The sequence below is a fragment of the Neisseria sp. HMSC061B04 genome, assembly GCF_001836705.1.
Classification (GTDB): Bacteria; Pseudomonadota; Gammaproteobacteria; order Burkholderiales; family Neisseriaceae; genus Neisseria.
The window spans coordinates 47,075-69,155 of sequence record NZ_KV830189.1; the positions used below are offsets into that span (position 1 = coordinate 47,075).

General features: G+C 48.5%; 21 protein-coding genes. 11 read left to right on the plus strand and 10 right to left on the minus strand.

Annotation, left to right across the window (positions count from 1 at the left end):
• Positions 1–155: 155 nt before the first annotated feature.
• Complete coding sequence (gene lpxC, locus HMPREF2661_RS04915) at positions 156–1,070, minus strand: UDP-3-O-acyl-N-acetylglucosamine deacetylase (protein WP_036492441.1); 915 nt, start codon at positions 1,068–1,070, stop codon at positions 156–158.
• Positions 1,071–1,721: 651 nt separating this feature from the next.
• Between lpxC and gap the strand changes: the two genes are divergently transcribed.
• A complete protein-coding gene (gene gap, locus HMPREF2661_RS04920) occupies positions 1,722–2,726 on the plus strand; it encodes a type I glyceraldehyde-3-phosphate dehydrogenase (RefSeq protein ID WP_003747744.1) in 1,005 nt (334 codons plus the stop codon).
• 95 nt (positions 2,727–2,821) lie between these two features.
• On the opposite strand, the gene tsaA is transcribed toward gap, so the two are convergent.
• Positions 2,822–3,496 carry a tRNA (N6-threonylcarbamoyladenosine(37)-N6)-methyltransferase TrmO gene (gene tsaA / locus HMPREF2661_RS04925; protein WP_070822573.1) on the minus strand — a complete coding sequence of 225 codons (675 nt, stop codon included), beginning with the start codon at positions 3,494–3,496 and terminating at the stop codon, positions 2,822–2,824.
• A gap of 170 nt (positions 3,497–3,666) precedes the next feature.
• On the opposite strand from tsaA, the gene HMPREF2661_RS04930 reads away from it, so the two are divergent.
• The 5 genes from HMPREF2661_RS04930 to HMPREF2661_RS04950 all read left to right on the plus strand — a co-directional run bounded on the left by HMPREF2661_RS04930 (position 3,667) and on the right by HMPREF2661_RS04950 (position 7,867).
• Entirely contained in the window at positions 3,667–4,302 is a 636-nt protein-coding gene (locus HMPREF2661_RS04930; protein ID WP_049349188.1) for a nicotinamidase, read from the plus strand.
• 46 nt (positions 4,303–4,348) lie between these two features.
• A complete protein-coding gene (gene waaC / locus HMPREF2661_RS04935) occupies positions 4,349–5,317 on the plus strand; it encodes a lipopolysaccharide heptosyltransferase I (RefSeq protein ID WP_070822575.1) in 969 nt (322 codons plus the stop codon).
• 184 nt (positions 5,318–5,501) lie between these two features.
• The gene (locus HMPREF2661_RS04940; protein WP_049323005.1) at positions 5,502–6,251 is read left to right on the plus strand and encodes an electron transfer flavoprotein subunit beta/FixA family protein; all 750 of its coding nucleotides are present in this window, start codon (positions 5,502–5,504) and stop codon (positions 6,249–6,251) included.
• Between the two features lie 10 nt (positions 6,252–6,261).
• A complete protein-coding gene (locus HMPREF2661_RS04945; protein ID WP_049359009.1) occupies positions 6,262–7,194 on the plus strand; it encodes an electron transfer flavoprotein subunit alpha/FixB family protein in 933 nt (310 codons plus the stop codon).
• Between the two features lie 61 nt (positions 7,195–7,255).
• The gene (locus tag HMPREF2661_RS04950) at positions 7,256–7,867 is read left to right on the plus strand and encodes an IMPACT family protein (RefSeq protein WP_049323008.1); all 612 of its coding nucleotides are present in this window, start codon (positions 7,256–7,258) and stop codon (positions 7,865–7,867) included.
• A 54-nt stretch (positions 7,868–7,921) separates the two neighbouring features.
• Here HMPREF2661_RS04950 and HMPREF2661_RS04955 read toward each other — a convergent pair whose 3' ends face one another.
• Positions 7,922–8,233, minus strand: coding sequence for a DUF4298 domain-containing protein (locus HMPREF2661_RS04955; RefSeq protein ID WP_049323009.1), 312 nt, complete (start codon positions 8,231–8,233; stop codon positions 7,922–7,924).
• Between the two features lie 140 nt (positions 8,234–8,373).
• Between HMPREF2661_RS04955 and purD the strand changes: the two genes are divergently transcribed.
• Positions 8,374–9,645, plus strand: a complete 1,272-nt coding sequence (gene purD / locus HMPREF2661_RS04960; RefSeq protein ID WP_049323010.1) for a phosphoribosylamine--glycine ligase — start codon at positions 8,374–8,376, stop codon at positions 9,643–9,645.
• 71 nt (positions 9,646–9,716) lie between these two features.
• The gene (locus HMPREF2661_RS04965) at positions 9,717–10,286 is read left to right on the plus strand and encodes an L-threonylcarbamoyladenylate synthase (RefSeq protein ID WP_049323029.1); all 570 of its coding nucleotides are present in this window, start codon (positions 9,717–9,719) and stop codon (positions 10,284–10,286) included.
• 385 nt (positions 10,287–10,671) lie between these two features.
• Here the strand turns inward: HMPREF2661_RS04965 and HMPREF2661_RS04970 are convergent, their stop codons facing one another.
• Positions 10,672–11,112 carry a surface-adhesin E family protein gene (locus tag HMPREF2661_RS04970; RefSeq protein ID WP_049323011.1) on the minus strand — a complete coding sequence of 147 codons (441 nt, stop codon included), beginning with the start codon at positions 11,110–11,112 and terminating at the stop codon, positions 10,672–10,674.
• Positions 11,113–11,322: 210 nt separating this feature from the next.
• Here HMPREF2661_RS04970 and purB point away from each other — a divergent pair, with 210 nt between their 5' ends.
• Positions 11,323–12,693 carry an adenylosuccinate lyase gene (gene purB, locus HMPREF2661_RS04975; RefSeq protein ID WP_070822577.1) on the plus strand — a complete coding sequence of 457 codons (1,371 nt, stop codon included), beginning with the start codon at positions 11,323–11,325 and terminating at the stop codon, positions 12,691–12,693.
• Positions 12,694–12,823: 130 nt separating this feature from the next.
• Here purB and msrAB read toward each other — a convergent pair whose 3' ends face one another.
• Positions 12,824–14,392 carry a bifunctional peptide-methionine (S)-S-oxide reductase MsrA/peptide-methionine (R)-S-oxide reductase MsrB gene (gene msrAB / locus HMPREF2661_RS04980; RefSeq protein WP_070822579.1) on the minus strand — a complete coding sequence of 523 codons (1,569 nt, stop codon included), beginning with the start codon at positions 14,390–14,392 and terminating at the stop codon, positions 12,824–12,826.
• Between the two features lie 145 nt (positions 14,393–14,537).
• Between msrAB and ftsY the strand changes: the two genes are divergently transcribed.
• Positions 14,538–16,058, plus strand: a complete 1,521-nt coding sequence (ftsY, locus tag HMPREF2661_RS04985) for a signal recognition particle-docking protein FtsY (RefSeq protein ID WP_070822582.1) — start codon at positions 14,538–14,540, stop codon at positions 16,056–16,058.
• A 157-nt stretch (positions 16,059–16,215) separates the two neighbouring features.
• Here ftsY and HMPREF2661_RS04990 read toward each other — a convergent pair whose 3' ends face one another.
• The 5 genes from HMPREF2661_RS04990 to HMPREF2661_RS05010 form a co-directional block, all read right to left on the minus strand.
• Positions 16,216–17,112: a polyprenyl synthetase family protein gene (locus HMPREF2661_RS04990; RefSeq protein ID WP_049323016.1), complete on the minus strand. Its 897-nt coding sequence runs from the start codon at positions 17,110–17,112 to the stop codon at positions 16,216–16,218.
• Positions 17,096–17,323 carry an exodeoxyribonuclease VII small subunit gene (locus HMPREF2661_RS04995; RefSeq protein ID WP_003681131.1) on the minus strand — a complete coding sequence of 76 codons (228 nt, stop codon included), beginning with the start codon at positions 17,321–17,323 and terminating at the stop codon, positions 17,096–17,098. Before HMPREF2661_RS04995 ends, HMPREF2661_RS04990 begins: the two co-directional genes overlap by 17 nt.
• Before the next feature lie 135 nt (positions 17,324–17,458).
• The gene (locus tag HMPREF2661_RS05000) at positions 17,459–19,315 is read right to left on the minus strand and encodes a ribonuclease catalytic domain-containing protein (RefSeq protein WP_049323017.1); all 1,857 of its coding nucleotides are present in this window, start codon (positions 19,313–19,315) and stop codon (positions 17,459–17,461) included.
• Positions 19,316–19,423: 108 nt separating this feature from the next.
• Entirely contained in the window at positions 19,424–20,344 is a 921-nt protein-coding gene (locus tag HMPREF2661_RS05005; protein WP_049323020.1) for a patatin-like phospholipase family protein, read from the minus strand.
• Positions 20,345–20,443: 99 nt separating this feature from the next.
• Positions 20,444–21,061, minus strand: coding sequence for a tellurite resistance TerB family protein (locus tag HMPREF2661_RS05010; RefSeq protein WP_070822584.1), 618 nt, complete (start codon positions 21,059–21,061; stop codon positions 20,444–20,446).
• Positions 21,062–21,212: 151 nt separating this feature from the next.
• Between HMPREF2661_RS05010 and rsgA the strand changes: the two genes are divergently transcribed.
• Positions 21,213–22,079 carry a ribosome small subunit-dependent GTPase A gene (rsgA, locus tag HMPREF2661_RS05015; protein WP_003686695.1) on the plus strand — a complete coding sequence of 289 codons (867 nt, stop codon included), beginning with the start codon at positions 21,213–21,215 and terminating at the stop codon, positions 22,077–22,079.
• Positions 22,080–22,081 lie beyond the last annotated feature (2 nt).

Here is a 22,081-nt window from a genome sequence, read left to right on the forward strand (position 1 = left end):
ATGTGTATAAGAATAGAGTTGAATTTTAATATTTTTATTTTTCAATAAGATAAAAAGAATGAATATGTGGATAATTAATTGTGGAAAATGACATGATTTAGGCCGTCTGAACCTTTCAGACGGCCTTCTCATTGGATTGCTTTATCTACTTTCTATCAGGCTGCCGGCAGCTCGTGAAAAGCGGTGGGCAATTCTTCGTCATCGGCAAACTCAACCCATTCGTAAGCAGTTTCGTCTGCCAAAACGGCACGCAACAGCGCATTATTGATGGCATGGCCTGATTTGTAACCTTCAAACGCGCCGATAATCGGATGGCCAACAATGTACAAATCGCCAATCGCATCAAGGATTTTGTGGCGGACAAATTCATCGGGATAGCGCAAACCTTCCGGATTCAAAACATCCATGTCGTCAATCACGATGGCATTGTTTAAATTGCCGCCCAGTCCGAGATTGTGGGCGCGCATCATTTCCACTTCGTGCATAAAGCCGAAGGTACGGGCGCGGGCAATTTCATCGATATAGGATTTTCCTGCAAAATCAATCTCAAAAGTAGGTGCGCTACGATTGAATACAGGATGGTCGAATTCGATGGTTAAAGTAACTTTAAAGCCGTCGTAAGGCGTAAAGCGCACCCATTTGCCGGTTTCTTTGATTTCAATGGGTTTGAGGATTTTTAAAAAACGTTTTTGGGCTTTTTGATCGACAACGCCCGCATCTTGCAAAAGATAAATAAACGGCAGGCTCGAGCCGTCCATAATCGGGATTTCGGGCGCGTTCAATTCAATCAAGGCATTGTCGATGCCGTAGGCAGACAGAGCCGACATAATGTGTTCAATCGTACCGATGCGCACGCCCTTATCGGTAACAATGGTTGAAGAGAGGCGGGTATCGTTGATCAAATAAGGATTCAATTGGATGACTTCGCCCATTTCCCCGCTCAAATCAGTACGGCGGAACGAAATACCGCTGTTTTCTTCGGCAGGATGCAAAGTCAGAGCGACCCTTTCGCCCGAATGCAGGCCAACACCGGTAACGCTTACTGATTTGGCTAAAGTCCGTTGCAGCATAATTGCTTCCTTTTAAAAAATCTAATGGGCAAATGATACGTTAAAAAGGAAAAAACAAGCCATCATTTTTAATAGTATTTGCCAATATGGATGTTTTGCAGGGATGAACTTCACGTTTTGAATTATCCACAAAGGTGTGTGAAATTGAAGTGGGTAATTTGGTTTTTATCCACAGATAAATAGGGAAACTAAGATTCTATCCTTTTTTATTCCGGCATTCAGTTGAGGTTGGCCTCAAAGATAAAAAGTAACTATCAAATTGGTTTTAAAGAAAGTTATTCCGTTATCCACAGATAGTTTGGTTCTTCATCAAAATCATCATTTTAAAAATTAAAATATTATGATTTGAAGAAAACACTGAGTTATCAACACAAAATGACCAAATACGGAAGAAATAGAACTAAGTTTATGATTTCCATAAACTTATGAAACTTTTAAGATTGGAAAAAGGTTTTTATGAAATAAAATATCAAAAGCTAGGACTAATTCGATTTACCTGATATTTTCCTACAAACAAGAATTTCATGTTTTCTTTATTTAAATCAAACAACTTAAAAGTAATTATCTGTAATCCTAGAAAGTAATTTTGTTTCAGGATACAATGGCCTTACTGAAAAATTTTTCCCATTCCATCTAATTAGGAGTAGCAAAATGAGTATTAAAGTAGCGATTAATGGTTTTGGCCGTATCGGTCGTCTGGCATTGCGTCAAATTGAAAAAGCCCAAGGTATCGAAGTCGTTGCTGTTAACGACTTGACTCCTGCTGACATGCTGTTGCACCTCTTCAAATACGACAGCACCCAAGGCCGCTTTGAAGGCTCTGCCGAATTGAAAGACGACGCTATTGTTGTTAACGGCAAAGAAATCAAAGTATTTGCCAATCCTAATCCTGAAGAACTGCCTTGGGGCGAGCTGGGTGTGGACGTCGTCCTCGAATGTACCGGTTTCTTTACCAATAAAACCAAAGCGGAAGCCCATATCCGTGCCGGTGCGCGCAAAGTTGTGATTTCGGCTCCCGGCGGCAATGATGTGAAAACTGTCGTATACGGCGTAAACCAAGATATTTTGGACGGCAGCGAAACCGTCATCTCTGCCGCTTCTTGTACGACTAACTGCCTGGCTCCTATGGCTGCGGTATTGCAAAAAGAATTCGGTATTGTCGAAGGCTTGATGACCACCATCCACGCCTATACCGGCGACCAAAACACCCTTGACGCGCCACACCGCAAAGGCGACTTCCGCCGCGCCCGTGCCGCTGCCTTGAATATCGTACCGAACAGCACCGGTGCCGCTAAAGCCATCGGCTTAGTTATCCCTGAATTGAACGGTAAACTTGATGGTTCTGCCCAACGCGTTCCCGTTGCTACCGGCTCTTTGACCGAACTGGTTTCTGTTCTGGAGCGTCCTGTGACCAAAGAAGAAATCAATGCTGCGATGAAAGCTGCCGCCAGCGAGTCTTACGGCTACACTGAAGATCAAATCGTATCTTCCGACGTCATTGGTATTGAATACGGCTCACTCTTCGATGCCACTCAAACCCGCGTGATGACCGTAGGCGACAAACAATTGGTGAAAACCGTTGCTTGGTACGACAATGAAATGTCTTACACTTGCCAATTGGTTCGTACCTTGGAATTCTTTGCCAGCAAAATCTAAAGGATAACAGGCTGAATCAATCAGTCTATGGATAACTCAAAGGCCGTCTGAAATGTTCAGACGGCCTTTCGTTTGTAGAAAATTTCAATCTGCAATCAGATTGTGGATAGTTTAATCACTGTGGCACATTTGTTTTCTATCCTAAACTGCACTTCATAATCCGCAATATTCATTACATAAATCCGTTCGGGAATATCTTGGTAGGCAGGACGGGGATCTTGGGCAATGCTTTGCTCAATAAGATGTTTTTCTTCTGTGGATAAATGTTCCGCAAGCGTACTTTCTGCCCAGACTACGCTCAATTCTTCAGGTTTGCCGCTGACAAAGCCTGATGATGCGTCAGGTTTGGATTCGACAAACGGGATGTAGGGTTTGATATCCACTACCGGAGTACCGTTCAACAGGTCTGCGCCGCTGCAATAAATGCGGACAGATTTGCCTGTTTCGATGCGTTCGAGTTTCAGCAGGGATAAACCGAGATGATTGGGGCGGTGCGGGCTGCGCGTGGCAAATACGCCCATTTTTTGTTTGCCTCCAAGCCGTGGCGGACGCACCATTTGCGCCCAACCTTCATCTAATACGGCGTGGAAAATAAAACTTATCCACACATAGTCGAAATCTTCCAATCCCCGAACGCTGTCTGCGGTAAATTCAGGAGAGAGTTCAATGCAAATTTCTGCCGCAGGAACCAAACCGGGTTGGCGGGCAATGCCGAATTTTTGCTTGTAGGGGGAATGAACGGTTGCAATAGGCGTAATTGAATAGGACATAATTTGTGGATAAATATTCTGTGCAAACTGTCATCATATCACAGATGTTTTCCCACATTTTGCAGTCGTAATTTGTTATAATACAAGGCATTTATTCCAAATGTCCGTACATTGGAAATAAATGCAAAATTTAAATTATTTAAAATAAAATCAATAGGTTATATTATTCCATGATTGTTTCTATCGATGTAGATGCACAAAAAACGTTTACGCCTTTGTGCCCGAAAGAATTGCCTGTTGCCGAAGGCCATCTGATTGCGGATGAACTCAATGCCCAAGCTGCATTGGCGGATTTGCGCGTGATGACGAAAGATGCGCATCATGCCGCGGCAAAATGGCTTGTGGATAATCCTGTTGATATGTTGAAGCCGACAGGTTTACCCGATGCGGATTTGACTTGGGTGGCGCATGCGATGGTTGGAACATATGGCTATGAATTGTTGGATGGCCTGCCTTCAGCCAAGGAATACGATTATTGTGTTTGGAAAGGCGTTGATCCTGAATTGCATCCTTACGGCGCATGTTTTCACGATATTGAAGAAAAGCTCAGTACAGGTTTGATCGAATGGTTGCGCTGTCAAAATGCAGATACAGTTATTGTCGGCGGCTTGGCAACGGATTATTGTGTGAAGACAACGGTTTTACAGTTGCTTAAAGGCGGGGCTTGGAAAGTCATCGTCAATCAGGCGGCTTGCCGAGGTATTGCTCCGGAAACGGTTGAATCCGCATGGAAGGAAATGCATTCTGCCGGAGCTATTATTTTAGAAAACGCCGAAGAAATAAAAAAATATATTAATAATCAATAAAATATATTTTAAATCCTATTGTTTCACGTGAAACATCTTTCAAAATATGAAGATTTTACTTGTCCGCTTGTCCAGTATGGGCGATTTAATTCACACGTTGCCCGCAGTTGAAGATTTGGCAAGACAATGTCCTGAGGTAGAACTGCATTGGTTGTGTGAGGCCGGATTTGCGGATATTGCGCGCCTGCATCCTTTTGTCAAAAAGGTTCATGTAATGAAATGGCGGCAGTGGCGCAAACACCTTTTTCAGGCTGAAACGTGGCGTGAAATAGGCCGTCTGAAAACGGATTTACAGGCTGAATCTTTTGATTTTGTTTTAGATAGTCAAGGACTGATTAAAAGCGCATGCTTTGCCAAAATGGCGAAATCCCCTATTTACGGTTTGGATAAACACAGCGCGCGTGAAAGTTTGGCTGCCCTTGCATACGGTAAAACATTTGCCGTGCCGAAAGGTAAAAATGCGGTCTGGCGAAACCGTGAATTATTCGCTCAAGTATTTGGTTATACAATGCCTGAAACGCAGGTGTTTGGTTTATCGGTTCCTGAATCAGGCCGTCTGAAAAATTTGCAATCCCCTTATTACGTTGCTTTGCATGCAACCAGTCGCGACAGTAAATTATGGCCGGTAGAACACTGGCGTGCATTATTGAAAAAGTTGAATGAAGAACAACAATGCAATGTATATCTGCCATGGGGAAATGAAACCGAAAAAATGCGTGCCGAACAGATTGCAAGCGATTTACCGTTTGCCTCGGTTTGCGACAAAATGAATTTATTACAGGCTGCATTTTTATTGAAAAACGCAGAAGGTATTGTTGGCGTAGATACCGGACTACTGCATCTTGCCAATGCGTTGGAAAAGCCTGTCGTAGGAATTTATACAGATACAGATCCGGCCAAGACCGGCGTTCAAGTTTCGGCTTATGCAAAAAATTTAGGCGGTATTGCTCAAATTCCCAATGTTGACGAGGTTTATCAAACCTTGATGGAGTGTGTTGCAGCATACGGTAAATAATTGCTGGGGAGTTGGATTTATTTTCTGAGTAAATGCTTTAGAAATGATATAATTTCGCTCTATTTGCCAAGATTTATATAAATTTGGTTTTGTCATGTTGGTGAAAACCGAATTGGATTTTATATAAAGAATGTATCAAAAGCAGTATGCTTGATTTGATGGGCATTCTTTTTAGGAGAATTGAATGAAAGCACTGGTCGCAGTAAAGCGCGTAGTGGACTACAACGTCAAAGTTCGTGTGAAAGCCGATGGTTCCGATGTGGATATCGGTAATGTCAAAATGTCGATGAACCCGTTTGATGAAATCGCGGTAGAAGAAGCTGTCCGTTTGAAAGAAGCCGGAAAAGTAAGCGAGATTGTTGCTGTTTCTCTTGGCGAGAAAAAATGCGAAGAGACGTTGCGTACTGCTTTGGCGATGGGTGCTGACCGTGCGGTTCATGTTGAGACTGATGCGAAATTGGAGCCTTTGGCCGTTGCAAAATTGCTGAAAGCTGTTGCGGATAAAGAAAATTCGCAAATTTTACTGCTGGGCAAACAGGCAATTGATGATGACGCCAACCAAGTTGCCCAAATGCTGGCTGCGTTGTTGAATGCGGCTCAAGGTACTTTTGCATCAAAAGTGCAAATTGAAGGCGAAGAAGCATTGGTAACTCGTGAAATTGACGGCGGCGAAGAAACTGTTGCATTGAAGCTGCCTGCAGTCATCAGTGCGGATTTGCGTTTGAACGAACCACGCTTTGTCAAACTTCCTAATATCATGGCGGCAAAGAAAAAACCTTTGGAAAAATTAAGTCCTGCCGATTTGGCTGTGGATATTTCTCCGCGTTTGAATACCGTGAAATTTGCCGAACCTAAAGCACGTCAAGCCGGTGTGAAAGTAGCTGATGTTGCCGAGTTGGTTGAAAAGCTGAAAAACGAAGCCAAAGTGATCTAAGGAGTATGAAATGAGCGTATTGATTATTGCGGAACATAATAACCAACATTTGAATCCTGCCACTTTGCATGCGGTAACGGCTGCCGCTAAATTGGGTAATGTAGATTTATTGGTTGCCGGCAGTAATGCTGCTGCGGTGGTTGAAGAGGCGAAACAGGTTGCAGGCGTAGCGAAGGTTTTGGTAGCCGATGCGTCCTATTACGCTGAAGGTTTGGCAGAAGAATTAGCGCCTTTGGTTGTTAAACTGGCTGCGGATTACCGCTATGTGGCTGCGACTGCAACTGCGTTTGGTAAAAATCTGTTGCCCCGAGTAGCTGCCCTGTTGGATGTGCCACAAGTTTCGGATTTAACCGAAGTTGTGGATAACTCGACATTTGTCCGTCCGATTTATGCCGGTAATGCATTTGAAACCGTTCAATCCAATTCTGAAAAACTGGTGCTGACTTTCCGTGCGACAGCATTTGATGCTGCCGGACAAGGCGGTAATGCAGAAGTGGTCAATGTTGAGGCAACACCTGCTCAAAACCTGAGCCGTTTCGTAAACCGTCAACTTTCTCAGTCTGACCGCCCTGAATTGACTCAGGCAAAAGTGATTGTTTCCGGTGGCCGTGCATTGGGCAGTGCTGAAAAATTTAATGAAGTGTTGACTCCTTTGGCAGATGTTTTGGGTGCGGCGATTGGTGCGTCCCGTGCGGCAGTGGATGCCGAGTATGCGCCAAACGATGCCCAAGTGGGTCAAACCGGTAAAGTGGTTGCGCCGCAACTATACTTCGCTATCGGTATTTCCGGTGCTATCCAACACGTTGCCGGTATGCAGGACAGTAAAGTGATTGTTGCCATCAACAAAGATGCTGATGCGCCTATTTTCAATGTGGCAGACTACGGCTTGGTTGGTGATTTGTTTGAAGTTGTGCCTCAACTGACAGAAGCACTGAAAAACTAATGTTTCACGTGAAACGTTCAGACGGCCTTTTATAACAAAGGCCGTCTGAAAATATTTTGGCATGATTACGACCTATAAAACCATTACCACACCGACACAGGCTGAATTTAAAGATAAAGGCAGCCGCTTCATCGCATATGCCTATCCGATCCGCACGTTGGCTGATGTGAAGAAATATCTCGACCCATTAAAGGAAGAGCATCACAAAGCACGACATTGGTGCTACGCCTATCGATTGGGTGTGGATGGAATGCAGTTTCGCGCAAATGATGATGGAGAACCGTCCGGGAGCGCTGGCCGCCCTATTCTGGGGCAGATTGATTCTGTTGGCGTAACGGATGTATTGGTTGTGGTTGTGCGTTATTTTGGCGGTACGCTATTGGGTGTTCCCGGTTTGATTCATGCCTATAAGGAATCAACGGCTCAGGCGCTGGCGATAGCTGAAGTTGTTGAAAAGAATGTTGAAAAAACGGTTTGGTTGAAGTGTGAATATCCAGTTTTGAATGAGGCGATACGGATTGCCAAACAATATCAGGCCGATATTGTGGAACAGGATTTGCAGCTGGATTGTAAGTTGACAGTAAAAATAGCGTTGGCCGATTATGAAGCCTGTATTGCCGCCTGGAAAAATACGCGCCAAATTGAAGTAAATACTGAGAAGCCGTTTGAATAAAAGGTCGTCTGAACATATTTGATCAATCAAAAGTTTCAGACGGCCTTTGATGTTTTAGCCTTGGTATCTGTCTAAAGCATTTACGCTTGAGCGCAAGTGTTCCCAAGCCAGTTGATGAAATTCTCCCAGTGCGTTCCATAGGGCATCTTCGCTCATAATGCTGTATTCGCCCTGTGTACGCAAATCAACATCTGCACCTTCTTCAATGGCTTGATGACACGTTTGGTATTCGTTGGTATAGAATTCATCCATGTCCTGCATGAGGCTTGCAGCATGTTTCCATCGGGCGATATCTGCCTCCAGTTGCGGCAGTAATTCGCACCATTCGCGGTATTTGCTTTGAATTTCGTCAATACGCTTTTGCATGATTTTCCTTTTGTTGTTTGAAATTAGAGTATGGTTGTCTTGGTGCAATATTATTCTTAATTTGAAACAGCTATACAAGATGGAACAATAATTCCATCGATTGAATTTAATTGACAACATCTATTCTTCAAGGAGATGGTATGAAATTGCTCGTTATTGGTAATGGTGGACGTGAACACGCACTGGCTTGGAAATTAGCGCAGTCGTCTAAAGTAGAAACTGTCTTTGTTGCACCTGGTAATGCCGGAACGGCAATTGAACCTAAACTTCAGAATATCGCATTAACGGCGCATCAAGATTTGATTGATTTTTGCCGTAATGAAAATATTGCCTTTACTGTAGTCGGCCCTGAAGCGCCTTTGGCTGCAGGTGTGGTCAATGACTTCCGTGCTGCCGGATTGAAGATTTTTGGCCCGACTCAATACGCGGCCCAGTTGGAGAGCTCAAAGGATTTTGCTAAAGCGTTTATGGCAAAATATAACATTCCAACCGCGCAATACCAAACCTTTGAAAATGCCGATGCGGCACATAATTACGTCAACCGAAAAGGTGCGCCGATTGTCATTAAAGCGGATGGTTTGGCTGCCGGTAAGGGCGTGATTGTCGCCATGACTTTGGATGAAGCCCATGCCGCTATCGACGATATGTTGTTGGGTAACAAAATGGGCAATGCAGGCGCGCGCGTCGTGATTGAAGATTTCCTGCAAGGCGAGGAAGCAAGCTTTATCGTTATGGTGGACGGCAATCATGTTTTGCCGATGGCAACCAGTCAAGACCATAAACGCCTGTTGGATGACGACAAAGGCCCTAATACCGGCGGTATGGGTGCATACAGCCCTGCTCCGGTAGTAACGCCTGATGTGTACGAGCGCGCGATGAATGAAATTATTTTGCCGACTGTGGCAGGTATGAAAGCAGAAGGTCATGAGTTTACCGGCTTTTTATATGCGGGCTTGATGATTGATAAAAGTGGTGCGCCTTATACCATTGAATTCAACTGCCGTTTCGGCGACCCTGAGACCCAGCCGATTATGAGCCGGTTGAATAGTGATTTGGTGGATTTGATTGAAGCAGCAATCGACGGCAAACTGGATAGTGTTACCGCCGAATGGAATCCGCAGACTGCCGTAGGCGTGGTGTTGGCCGCACAAAACTATCCTGACTCTCCGAAAAAAGGCGATGTGATCTCCGGTTTGGATAAGGCTAATCAAATCGGTAAAGTTTTCCATGCCGGTACTGCAACGAATGAAAAAGGCGAAGTGGTAACCAACGGCGGCCGTGTGTTGTGTGTCGTCGGTTTGGGTGATGATGTTGCACAAGCTAAGAGTAAGGCTTATGAGGCATTGGAAACCATCCGTTTTGACGGTATGCAATACCGTAAAGACATTGCCGATAAAGCCATCAACCGTTAATAATGAATAGAAATAGGCCGTCTGAACACAGATTGTCCGACAATCGCAGTTTCAGACGGCCTTGGTATATGATGATGTTCCCCAGAATTTTATCGGCTGCAGCCCAACGTAGGCTGCAGGCGCATCTTAAAAAAGGCGGTTTGGTCGCCTATCCCACCGAGTCTTGCTATGGCTTAGGCTGTATCCCTACTTTGCCCAAAGCACTCAATCAACTGATTCATCTGAAAAAACGACCGCAACACAAAGGTATGATTGTCATTGGCCATAGCTTGGAACAGTTGCAACCTTTGCTGCAAAGGCCGTCTGAAAATATCCAAACCATGCTGCATGAAGCATGGCCGGCTCCGAAAACTTTTTTATTGCCGGCCGGCAAAAAAGTATTGCCCTTATTGCGTGGGAAAGGACGCAGTAAATTGGCTGTCAGGGTTCCTGCGCATGCAGGTGCAAGGCGTTTGTGTCAGGTTTTGGAAATGCCTTTAGTCTCTACTTCATGCAATCGTGCAGGCAAACGGGCGTGCAAAACGGCAAGGGAGGTCAGAAGACAGTTCGGCAGGAAAGTCTGGGTTGTAGGCGGATTGATAGGTAAGCAGAAAACGCCCAGCCAGATTATTGATGGAGAAACAGGAGCAAGGCTGCGTTAAAGAAGGGTTGTATCATCAAAGAAAAAGTATTCATTTGGAGAAGTAAATTTTTTCCAAAAGATTGGAATACCTGTGTGAAAAGCATTTAGTGCAGATCCAGTTTGATACATAGCAGTCTGTAAATACAGATCGATTAAGCAGATAGTAAGTCAGTAAATAGAGTAGAAAGCAGTATTTTGTGAAATACTCTGGCAAAAAGTGAAGCAAATTTTGAGCGTAAATGAATCGCTGTAATAAATTATTTTTGAATAAACAAATTTTGTGGATAAATTTGAAGATAAATTTCCATCAAAACATAAAAAGGCCGTCTGAAACTTGATATTCAAAGCATTCAGGCGGCCTTTTAAATATTTAAACTGTGGATAACTTTGTGAATAAGTGTGGATTAAAGCTTATGTCCGCACACTGTTTCGTATTGTTTTTCAGTAATCGTGCCGCTCATGACGCTCATTGGGCGGATGCTGGTCGGCGTATAGCTTTGGTTGGAAATCACCCGGCCGTGTTCGTCCATCAGTTGCAGCGCTGCCAGGCGATAGGTTTTGTTTGAGCAATGAATTTCCCAGCTGCCAATGGCCGTTTTATAGGCAGGCGTGTTGACGAAACGTTCCTCTTTCAGTTTTGAAACGGTTTTTTTATCGCGGAAAGTAACCAGTGCACCATTTCTTTTAATGCTGCTTTTATCAATGGCCACTTTGATATTGCCTTCAGAGATGGTGCCGATGTTGGTCCAGCTGCCACCGCCGCTCGATGTGGTGGTTGTTTCACAGGCACTCAACATCAAAGCCGCAAATACGGTTGCAGCTAGGGAAAAACGTTTGATATTCATAAAACCTCATTATTTACAGAAAGTCAGCCGATATTATCCGTGAAGATGGCATATATCGTAAATCGAATTTGCAAAGTTGAACCTCTGAAAAGAATTTTATGAGAAATACGCTGAAAAGGCCGTCTGAAACCTGCTTTTCAGACGGCCTTGAAGTGTAAAATCATGTATAATTGCAAACAATTTGGTTTTCATCCCATAGGAAGATCCGACATGATTAACCCTATCGCTGCACTTTCCCCATTAGATGGCCGCTATGCCAAATCCGTTGAAGCATTGCGTCCGATTTTCTCCGAATACGGCCTGATGCGTGCGCGTGTCAAAGTTGAATTAAACTGGCTCAAAGCCCTTGCCGCCGAGCCTAAGATTGCAGAAGTTCCTGCTTTCAGCGATTTTACGCTTGCCGAAATCGACAAAGTGATCGAAAACTTCTCACTTGAAGATGCCGCCGCCGTCAAAGCCATTGAGGCGACCACCAATCACGACGTCAAAGCCATCGAGTATTGGCTTAAAGAACGCTTCTCCGGCGTGCCTGAAGTGGCTGCTGCCAGCGAGTTCATTCACTTTGCCTGCACCAGCGAAGACATCAACAACCTGTCCCACGCTTTAATGCTGCAAGAAGCGCGTGAGACTGTTTTGCTGCCGAAACTGGCCGAAATCATCGAAAAACTGACCGGGATGGCGCATGAGTTGGCTGCCGTCCCTATGATGAGCCGCACGCATGGCCAGCCTGCGACGCCAAGCACACTGGGTAAAGAAATCGCCAATGTCGTGTACCGCCTGCAACGCCAGTTCAAAAACCTGCAAGCGCAAGAATTCCTCGGCAAAATTAATGGCGCAGTCGGCAACTATAATGCCCATATGGTCGCTTATCCCGATGTGAATTGGGAAACCCATTGCCGCAACTTTGTCGAAATCAGCCTCGGCCTGACCTTCAACCCTTACACCATTCAAATCGAGCCGCACGACTATATGGCGGAATTCTTCCAAGCCATCAGCCGTGTCAACACGATTCTGATCGACTTCAACCGCGACGTTTGGGGTTATATTTCTTTGGGTTACTTCAAACAAAAAGTCAAAGCAGGCGAAGTCGGTTCTTCCACCATGCCGCACAAAGTCAACCCAATCGACTTTGAAAACTCCGAAGGCAACCTCGGTATGGCCAATGCCGTATTGGGCTTTTTGTCCGAAAAACTGCCGATTTCCCGTTGGCAGCGCGACCTGACCGACAGCACCGTATTGCGCAATATGGGCGTAGGCGTGGGCTATACCGTATTGGGCTTTGCCGCCCATCTGCGCGGTCTGAACAAGCTTGAGCCGAATCCTGCCGCCCTTGCTGCCGATTTAGATGCTACTTGGGAGCTGCTGGCCGAGCCAATCCAAACCGTAATGCGTCGTTACGGCGTGGCCAATCCTTACGAGAAGCTGAAAGACCTGACACGCGGTAAAGACGGCATTACGCCTGAAGTGTTGAAACTCTTTATCGAATCGTTGGAAATTCCAGCAGAAGCCAAAGCCAAATTGCTTGAGTTGACCCCTGCGTTGTATGTGGGTAAAGCCGAAGAGTTGGCAAAACGAATTTAAAAGGCTTTTGTAGGGCGCACTTTCTTAGTTATTGGGATTTCTTGATAGATAAGAAACCAACCCTATACATCCGGCAAATTAAAAAGGCCGTCTGAAATCTTTTTCAGACGGCCTTTTTCGATTCAAACCGTTATTTCACTTTGTCTTTCAATGCGCCGTAGCCGGCTGCGTCCATTTCTTCCAAAGGAATGAATTTCAAGCTTGCGCCGTTGATGCAGTAGCGCAGGCCGCCTTTGTCTTTCGGGCCGTCGGGGAAAACGTGTCCCAAGTGTGAGTCGGCGGCATGACTGCGCACTTCGGTGCGGCGCATGTTGTAGCTGAAATCGTCGTGTTCGGTAATGGCGGAGGCATTAATCGGGTGGGTGAAGCTCGGCCAGCCGCAGCCGGAATCGAATTTGTCGGCGGAGCTGAACAGGGGTTCTCCGCTGACGATGTCCACATAAATGCCGGGTTTGAACAAGTGGTCGTATTCGTGGCTGAAGGCGTATTCGGTCGCGCTGTTTTGGGTAACTTGATATTGCTCTTCAGTCAGGATGCGTTTGAGTTCGGCATCGCTAGGTTTTTTATACGTTGCCGCGTCAAAGCCTTTGCCTTGCGGGGTGTCTTTAGTTTTGCCCGGCAGCGGTTCGTCGGCTTTGCGGATGTCGATGTGGCAATAGCCGTTGGGGTTTTTAATCAGGTAGTCCTGATGGTATTCCTCGGCGTCGTAGAAGTTTTTCAGCGGCTCGTTTTCGACGACGAGGGGCTGTTGGTATTTTTGTTGCTCACGTTTGAGGGCGGCAGCGATGACGGCTTTTTCGGCGGGGTCGGTGTAATACACGCCGCTGCGGTATTGCGTGCCGGTGTCGTTGCCTTGTTTGTTGAGGCTGGTCGGGTCAACGACGCGGAAATAGTATTGCAGGATGTTGTCGAGACTGAGTTTGTCGGCATCGTAGGTGACTTTGACGGTTTCGGCATGGCCTGTATCGCGGTAGGACACGTCTTCGTAGCTTGGGTTTTCCGTTTTGCCGTTGGCGTAGCCGGATACTACGTCAACCACGCCGTCTATGCGTTGGAAATAGGCTTCCAAGCCCCAGAAGCAGCCGCCGGCGAGGTAGATGGTGCGCGTATTCATGATTGCTGAATCCTTTTTCTGTATGTCGGGTTTGTAAAATGTGTTTTTCAGACGGCCTAAATCGGCATTGGGATCGCGGATTAAAGCCAATGCCTGCGCTTCGTTGATACTGCCCTTGACGATGCGCTGCACGTCGCCGTCTTTACTGATTAATGCCCACGAAGGGTAAACACTGATATTCAGGCTTTGGGCAATGGTGCCGCCGTTGTCGGTAACGACGGGCAGCTTGGGATAGTTCAAACCGGCATACCATTTTTGAAAGTCGCCGTCTTTTTTCTCGTGTAGAAAACCGGGCGAGGCAACGGTAATCAGGTTGGCAGAACCGAATTTTGCATCTTGCGCCCATTTTTCGGTTTGTCCCAATTCGGACAAACACAAAGGACACCAACTTGCCCAAAATTTAATCAGAGTCGGTTTGTCTTTTTTCAAGAAAACACTGGCAGGGCGGTTGTCAGGAGTTTTCAAAGAGGACAATGCTTGCGGTACGGTTGCGGCTTCGGTATCCATCATTTTGGATGAGCAGGCGCCAAGCGCAAGCAGGCAGCCGAACTTGGCGCAAAGGGAAAAGAAGGTACGGGGTTTCATCTCTATGTTTCCTGTATGGAGGGTTTGCCTTGTTAGACGTTGGAAATGCCAAAACCTGACAACCTTGATTTTCAGACAACCTTGCCACGTAAAATACGCTACAATACTCCCTATTTCAAGTTTCTAAAATTAAAAGGAAAATTTAATGTTCAGCTTCTTCCGTCGCAAGAAAAAACAGGAAACTCCGGCTCCTGAGGAGGCTCAAGTTCAGGAAACCGCAGTAAAAGCAGAATCTGAAGTTGCTCAAGTAGTTGAAAATATTAAAGAAGATGCCGAATCTTTAGCGGAAAGCGTCAAAGGGCATGTCGAATCGGCTGTTGAAACTGTCAGTGAAACCGTCGAGCAGGTGCGGGAAGCTTTGACCGAAACGCCGTCTGAAACAGTTGAAAAAGTAGAAGAACACGCTGAAGCGGCAAAAGAATCGGCCGTTGAAACCGTCAGTGAGGCTGTTGAACAGGTTCAAGAAACCGTTGCCGAGATGCCGTCTGAAGCGGCCGAGGTTGCTGAAAAAGTAGCAGAACAGGCTGAAGCGGCAAAAGAAACGGCTGTTGAAACCGTCAGCGAAGCTGTTGAACAGGTTCAAGAAACCGTTGCCGAGATGCCGTCTGAAGTAGCTGAGGCTTCTGAAGAAGCAGCAGAACAGGCAGAAGCGGTCAAAGAAGAAGCTGTTGAAGCAGTTAGCGAGACTGTCGAGCAAGCTCAAGAAGCCGTTACGGAAACACCGGCTGAAGCCCCTGCTCCGGCAGAAGAACCCAAGCTCAGTTGGGCCGCACGTTTGAAACAAGGCTTGACCAAATCACGCGATAAAATGGCGAAATCGCTGGCCGGCGTGTTCGGCGGCGGACAAATCGACGAGGATTTGTACGAAGAGCTGGAAACCGTGCTGATTACCAGCGATATGGGCATGGAAGCCACCGAATACTTGATGAAAGACGTGCGCGACCGTGTCAGCCTCAAAGGCCTCAAAGACGGCAACGAATTGCGCGGCGCACTGAAAGATGCGCTGTACGACTTGATTAAGCCTCTGGAAAAACCTTTGGTCTTGCCGGAAACCAAGGAGCCTTTCGTGATTATGCTTGCCGGTATCAATGGCGCAGGTAAAACCACATCTATCGGCAAACTCGCCAAATACTTCCAAGCGCAGGGCAAATCTGTATTGCTGGCGGCAGGTGATACTTTCCGCGCCGCCGCGCGCGAGCAGCTTCAAGCTTGGGGCGAACGCAACAATGTGACCGTGATTTCGCAAACCACGGGCGATTCCGCCGCTGTTTGCTTCGATGCCGTCCAAGCTGCGAAAGCGCGCGGGATCGACATCGTGCTGGCCGATACTGCCGGCCGCCTGCCCACGCAGCTTCATTTGATGGAAGAAATCAAAAAAGTGAAACGCGTGTTGCAAAAAGCCATGCCGGATGCGCCACATGAAATCATTGTCGTGCTTGATGCCAATATTGGTCAAAACGCCGTCAACCAAGTGAAAGCCTTTGACGAAGCGCTGGGTCTGACCGGTCTGATCGTCACCAAGCTCGACGGTACGGCCAAAGGCGGTATCCTTGCCGCCCTTGCCTCTGACCGCCCAGTTCCCGTCCGCTACATCGGCGTAGGCGAAGGCATCGATGATTTGCGTCCGTTTAATGCCAAAGCGTTTGTAGATGCCCTATTGGATTAAACAGGCAGGCTGAGGCTTGTCAACGCAGTTTGCGGGGGGATTTTTGAGCCGTATTTAGAAAGACTCAGCATTCGGTTGAACCAGCCAAACAGGCTGTTAAAAAGGCCGTCTGAAACCTAAAATCAGGTTTCAGACGGCCTTTATTTTATTCGCAGGTTTAGTTTTTCCGCGCAGTAACAAACTCGGCCAGTTGGCGCAGGCGCAGGGCTTTGTCGCCGAATGGCTCGATCAGGGCAACGGCTTCTGCAATCAACGTTTCTGCGTAAGTACGCGCGGCGTGCAGGCCCATCAGTTTGACGTAGGTCGGTTTGTCGTTGTCCGAGTCTTTGCCGGCGGTTTTGCCCAAGGTGGCGGTATCGGCTTCGCAGTCCAATACATCGTCGATCACTTGGAAAGCCAGGCCCAATTTGGCGGCGTAGTGGTCTAAGGTTTGGATTTGCGCCGGTGTTAAGTCCGGGCAGGAAAGTGCGCCTAAGGCTACGGCCGCGCGGATGAGTGCGCCGGTTTTGAGGCTGTGCATTTGTTCCAGTTCGGCCGGATTCATGGCTTTGCCGACATTGGCCAGGTCGATGGCTTGTCCGCCCGCCATGCCGAGACTGCCGGATGCTTGGGCCAGCGTGGACAACATGGCAAGCTGGCGTTCGGCAGACAGACCTGTCGGACGGCTCAGTACATCAAAGGCTTGGGTTTGTAGCGCATCGCCGACCAAAAGGGCGGTTGCTTCATCGTATTGCACATGGCAGGTCGGTTTGCCGCGGCGCAGGCTGTCGTTGTCCATCGCCGGCATATCGTCGTGAACCAGCGAATAGACGTGCACCATTTCGATGGCCGCCATCGCCTGCTCGACGGCATTTTGGTTTGCTTCGCCCAATTCGGACGCGGCAAGCACCAAGAGCGGGCGCAGCCGTTTTCCGCCGCCGAGGGTAACGTAACGCATGGCTTCGTGCAGCGTGTGCGGCACTTGGCTTTCAGACGGCAAGAAATGCGCCAGCAGCAATTCGGTCTGCGCTTGGGCTTTTTGCTGCCATGTTTTGAGTTCATTCTCCGGGTTCAAGGTTCAACTCCTTCAGTTCGCCGGCATCCAAGACTTGCAGTTTCTGCTCGACTTCCGCCAATTTGGTTTGGCAGTATCGGACCAATTCGTTGCCTTCCTGATAGGCGGCCAGGGCGTCTTCCAGCGGCATTTCGCTGCTTTGCATGGCCTGGGTCAGGGTTTCGAGGCGGGATAAGGCTTCTTCAAAGGATTGGGGGGCGTTTTTTTTCATGGTTTGAAATGATGGGCAGAAAAGGGGAATTGTAGCATTTTTAGATGATGAAGGCCGTCTGAACAGGGATGAAAACGAAATCAAAGATTTCTGTTTTTGCGTTCAGACGGCCTTTTTTCAAACGGAATAATGTTATCAGCCCGGTAAAACGGCTTTTTGATAGTTGAGCGCGATAAACTGCTTCTCGGCATCCAATTCAGTGATTTTGAACAATGCCTGCGATTTGGGCAGCGCGTCAAACGGAATACCGGTCGCGCGCGTTACCAGCGGCAGCCCCTCAATGCGGACGAGGTCTTCTTTGAGGATGGTAGCCGTCAGCTCGCTCATTCCTTGCTGTTGCAGGTAGACGAGGCTCCAGTAGGCTTCCATTTGGCGTTGGAAGTCGGCGTAGGCTGTATAGGCGGCATCGAAGTCGCGCAGTGCGGCGAAAAGCTCGGCATCGCTGTTTTGATACAGCGGCTCGGCCGTGTCGTCAATCAGGCTGATCAGCTGTTTTTGGTTGATGTAGTCGGCGGCGCGGCGCAGCGGCGAGGTGAACCAGCCGTAATGCTGCACGCCCATGCCGATGTGCGGTTCGGATTTGGTGCTCATGCGCACTTTGCCTGCCGGTTGGACGCGGAAGAGGCCGGGCAGGTCGTTATCATGGAGCATCTGCGCCCAAGTACTGTTGGCAAGAATCATCATCTCGCTGACCAGCGTATCGATGGGCGAACCGCGTTCGCGGCGGACGACGGATACGTTGCCTTCCTCATTCAATTCGATGCTGTAATCGTATTGCGGCGCGCGGTCGGGCTCGTATTTGCCGCGCGCTTTTTGCAGGGCGATGGCGAATTGATAGAACCAAATCAGGTCTTGATGGTGGGCGAACATCATTTCGCCTGCTTCGTCCAAGCCGGTTTCAGCGTTGAAATGCGGCTCAATGGCTTGAATGCGCAGGTTTTCGGCGATGTTGACCGCTTCGATTTTGCAGGTTGGTGCGCCGACGTTGAACTCGCTGTCCACATCGAAATAAATGCTAACGGCAGGGCGGTATGCGCCCGCATCAAGGCTGAACGCGGCAATCCAGTTTTCGGGCAGCATGGTGATTTTGCCGCCTGGGAAATAAACCGTGCTTAAGCGTTCCATGATGTTTTTTTCCATTTTGTCGCCCGGTTTAACGGCAAGCGACGGCGCGGCAATGTGGATGCCGACGCGTTTCATGCCGTTGCCCAAATCGGTCAGGCTCAAGGCGTCGTCCACTTCGGTGGTCGATTCGTCGTCGATGGAAAAGGCGGTAACGTCGGCCTTGGGCAGGTCGGGCATTTCGGGCAGGGGGAGGTCGGGGAAACCTGTTCCTTTGGGGAAGTATTTGATTTCAAAACCGTCTTGCAGGTATTGGGGGATGGACGTAATACCGCCCGTCTTTTTCGCCAATTCGTAGGCGGAGATTTTCAGCGCGTCGGCGGCTTTGGTAAAGGCTTTGTAGGTCAGCGACTGCTTGTCGGGCGCGTGCAGGATGGTTTTCAAATCCGCCGCGATTTCAGACGGCATCTCGCCGCGTTTTAAGGCTTCTGCCCAAGCGTCGATTTGCGCGTCTTGCTGTTTTTTGCGTTCGATGGCGGCAAGCGCTTGTTTCAAAGTTTCTTCAGGCGCGGCTTTGAACACGCCTTTGGCTTTTTTGTAGAAATACATCGGCGCGGCGTACAGCGCAATCAAAGTTGCCGCCAGCTCGGTTTTGGTCGGCGCGTGGCCGTAATATTCTTCGGCGATGGCTTCGGCGGTAAACTCCTCTTCGCCGCATACTTCCCACAATAAATCGGTGTCGATGTCCGCTGCCTGTGCCTGCGCGTTCTCCAAAAATGCCGCCATATCGCCGTCAAACTCGGCAAAGACATTGTTTGCCTTCACTTTGGTGCGTTTGCCGTGTTGGGTATCGACTTGGTAGGTGGCGTCGTTTTTTTGGACGATGGTGGCGACTTTGAATTGGCCGGACTCTTCGTAAAAGATATTCATTTTTTTAGGATTTTATGATTTGTAGGAAACGCGTGATTTTAGCAGATTTGCACAAGAAAGGCCGTCTGAAAAACATACTTTCAGACGGCCTGTTCAAACGGCGGATGATTAATACTGATATGCCGCCAGTTTGCGTTTGATTTCAGGCAGGGCGGCGCGTGCGGCTTGTTCGCCCAATTGGATGGCGCGTTGTTTTTGGTCGAAACCGCCAACCGAACCCAGCTCCAAAACCTGCGGTTTGATGACCACATTGGCTTGGCCCAATTCTTGGTGTAAGGCGGTTTGGCTCATCACGTTGAAGGTTTGGTCAAGATAGGAGAACATGCCTTGGCTGACGTTTTTGGCCGGACGGGCGGAAATATCGACGGCAATGATGAAGTTTGCCCCCAGTTTTTTCGCCGCGCTGACCGGTACGGGCTGAGACAGGCCGCCGTCCACATATTTGCGGCTGCCGATAACGACAGGTTGGAACACGTTCGGAATCGAAGCAGAAGCGCGGACGGCCTGTCCGGCATTGCCTACGTTGAACACCACCGGTTTGCCGCTTTCAAAATCGGTCGCAACGGCGGCAAATTTGATGGGAAACTGCTGCATCGGGCGGTTGCCGACTTTGCGGTTGATGTAGTTTTGCAGTTTTTCGCCTTTGATGAAGCCGCTGGTGGACAAGGTTAAATCCACTAAATCGGTTTTACCCAAAATTTCCGCTTCCAATTCGAGGCGGTCGGGCGACATTCCCGAAGCGTACATACTGCCGACAATCGAGCCTGCGGATGTACCGGTAACGATTTTGACCGGAATATTGTTTTCTTTCAAAACCTTAATAATCCCGATATGGGCAAAGCCTTTGGACGCGCCGCCGCCCAAAGCCAGCGCAACCGTGGCTTTCGGTTTGGGTGCAGTATGCGAAACCGTATTTTGACCCTGTGTAGAAGGTTTGGATTGCGGCGCGTTGCCGCTCGGGCAGGCGGCCAATACCAAGACGGACGAAGCGGCTAAAAACGTTTTGAATGTGGAAAAAAGTTTATTCATGTTCGGACAGCCTTTAATATGTCGAAAGGGTTATTTTACTCTGAAATTAAGTCGAAAGGCCGTCTGAAATCAGGTTTCAGACGGCCTTGTAAATCCGGCTTAAGCCAATTCGAGCTGTTTTTCCAAACTTTCGACCAGCTGGTCGTCCAAATTCAAAGCTTGGGACAAACGGCTCAGGAACACGATTTCCTTGCGCGACAAGTCCGCGCAGACCAATCGGGCCGCCAGATAAGTTTCGGCTGCCAAAGCCTCGTCATTGCCGACTGAAGCGGCAATTTGCTCGATAGAGGCCGGTTGCGCATATTCAGCCTGCAACCATGCCGCCGTTTCCGCATCGCTGCCGCTTTCACGCTCAATGGCCGCGCGTTCCGCATCGTCAATCAGGCCGTCTGAAGCCGCCGCCGCAATCATTGTTTGCAAAATCACACGGCTGTGGTTTTCGCCAATCAGGCCGGCAGGTTGGAACGCACTTTGCGGCAATTCGTCCTGCTGGCGGTTTTGTTTCCAGTTTTGATAGCCTTTATAAGCCAGAAAACCCAAAGCGGCGACCGAGCCGGTTTTGACCAGCTTCTTTGCGTTTTTCTTTTTCAACAGCATCGATGCCAAAGCACCCGTCAGCGCGCCGCCGCCGAAAGAATTGAGCGGGCTGTCCGCCACCGCTTTGCCGCCTTTTTGGGCCGCACCCAAAACCTGATTGAGCAACTGACTGAAATCCATAAAAAAATCTCCTGAAAACCAATACATTGCAAATATAGAGTAGAAACACCCAAAAACCAAGCCAAAGAAAGTTAAAAGGTGCAAACAAGTTTTCAGACGGCCATAGCCGACTTTCGGTACAATCACACCATTCCAAACAATAAACCCCATCATGACCGATACCGCCCAAATCATTACCAGCTATGGCCGCCGCTATATTGTCCGCACCCCCGACGGCCAAACATATGACGCCACCACCCGCAAAAAACGCGTCGATTTCGCCTGCGGCGACCAAGTCCGCATCAGCCCCATCAACGGCGAACAAGTCGTGATTGAAGACTACCTCCCGCGTGAAAGCCTGCTCTACCGCCAAGACGCGTGGAAAACCAAACTGATTGCCGCCAACGTTACCCAACTGCTCATCGTAACCGCCGCCAGCCCATCTCCCAGCGAAGCCCTGTTGCAACGCGCCCTCCTCGCGGCAGAAGCGGCCGGCATCGACGCCGTCATCGTCCTCAACAAAGCCGACCTCCCCGAAACCGCCCAATGGCGCGAGAAACTCAAATTCTACGAAACCCTCGGCTACTCCGTGGTCGAAACCAACGCATTAGAAAACGCCGACATCCTGCGCCCCATTTTAGAAGGGCAAACCAACATCCTGCTCGGACAAAGCGGCATGGGCAAGTCCACCCTGACCAACGCCCTACTCGGCAACCAAGCCGCCCGAACCGGCGACATTTCCACCGCGCTCGACTCCGGCAAACACACCACCACCCACGCCCAACTATACGATTTAAACGCAGAAACCCGACTCATCGATTCCCCCGGCCTGCAAGAATTCGGCCTGCACCATCTCCAAGCCGCCGATTTACTGCAATACTTCCCCGACCTGCGCCACCTTATCGGCCAGTGCCGTTTCCACAACTGCACCCACCGCGCCGAACCCGGCTGCGCCGTCAAAGCCGCTGCCGAATCAGGCGAAGCCAAACCCGAGCGCATCGAATTTCTGCAACGCGTTACCGATGAATTGTTGAGATAAAG

Coding starts and splice junctions, on each gene's coding strand:
- lpxC (WP_036492441.1), bottom strand. CDS start 1,070: ATGCTGCAACGGACTTTAGCCAAATCAGTAAGCGTTACCGGTGTTGGC.
- gap (WP_003747744.1), top strand. CDS start 1,722: ATGAGTATTAAAGTAGCGATTAATGGTTTTGGCCGTATCGGTCGTCTG.
- tsaA (WP_070822573.1), bottom strand. CDS start 3,496: ATGTCCTATTCAATTACGCCTATTGCAACCGTTCATTCCCCCTACAAG.
- HMPREF2661_RS04930 (WP_049349188.1), top strand. CDS start 3,667: ATGATTGTTTCTATCGATGTAGATGCACAAAAAACGTTTACGCCTTTG.
- waaC (WP_070822575.1), top strand. CDS start 4,349: ATGAAGATTTTACTTGTCCGCTTGTCCAGTATGGGCGATTTAATTCAC.
- HMPREF2661_RS04940 (WP_049323005.1), top strand. CDS start 5,502: ATGAAAGCACTGGTCGCAGTAAAGCGCGTAGTGGACTACAACGTCAAA.
- HMPREF2661_RS04945 (WP_049359009.1), top strand. CDS start 6,262: ATGAGCGTATTGATTATTGCGGAACATAATAACCAACATTTGAATCCT.
- HMPREF2661_RS04950 (WP_049323008.1), top strand. CDS start 7,256: ATGATTACGACCTATAAAACCATTACCACACCGACACAGGCTGAATTT.
- HMPREF2661_RS04955 (WP_049323009.1), bottom strand. CDS start 8,233: ATGCAAAAGCGTATTGACGAAATTCAAAGCAAATACCGCGAATGGTGC.
- purD (WP_049323010.1), top strand. CDS start 8,374: ATGAAATTGCTCGTTATTGGTAATGGTGGACGTGAACACGCACTGGCT.
- HMPREF2661_RS04965 (WP_049323029.1), top strand. CDS start 9,717: ATGATGTTCCCCAGAATTTTATCGGCTGCAGCCCAACGTAGGCTGCAG.
- HMPREF2661_RS04970 (WP_049323011.1), bottom strand. CDS start 11,112: ATGAATATCAAACGTTTTTCCCTAGCTGCAACCGTATTTGCGGCTTTG.
- purB (WP_070822577.1), top strand. CDS start 11,323: ATGATTAACCCTATCGCTGCACTTTCCCCATTAGATGGCCGCTATGCC.
- msrAB (WP_070822579.1), bottom strand. CDS start 14,392: ATGAAACCCCGTACCTTCTTTTCCCTTTGCGCCAAGTTCGGCTGCCTG.
- ftsY (WP_070822582.1), top strand. CDS start 14,538: ATGTTCAGCTTCTTCCGTCGCAAGAAAAAACAGGAAACTCCGGCTCCT.
- HMPREF2661_RS04995 (WP_003681131.1), bottom strand. CDS start 17,323: ATGAAAAAAAACGCCCCCCAATCCTTTGAAGAAGCCTTATCCCGCCTC.
- HMPREF2661_RS05000 (WP_049323017.1), bottom strand. CDS start 19,315: ATGAATATCTTTTACGAAGAGTCCGGCCAATTCAAAGTCGCCACCATC.
- HMPREF2661_RS05005 (WP_049323020.1), bottom strand. CDS start 20,344: ATGAATAAACTTTTTTCCACATTCAAAACGTTTTTAGCCGCTTCGTCC.
- HMPREF2661_RS05010 (WP_070822584.1), bottom strand. CDS start 21,061: ATGGATTTCAGTCAGTTGCTCAATCAGGTTTTGGGTGCGGCCCAAAAA.
- rsgA (WP_003686695.1), top strand. CDS start 21,213: ATGACCGATACCGCCCAAATCATTACCAGCTATGGCCGCCGCTATATT.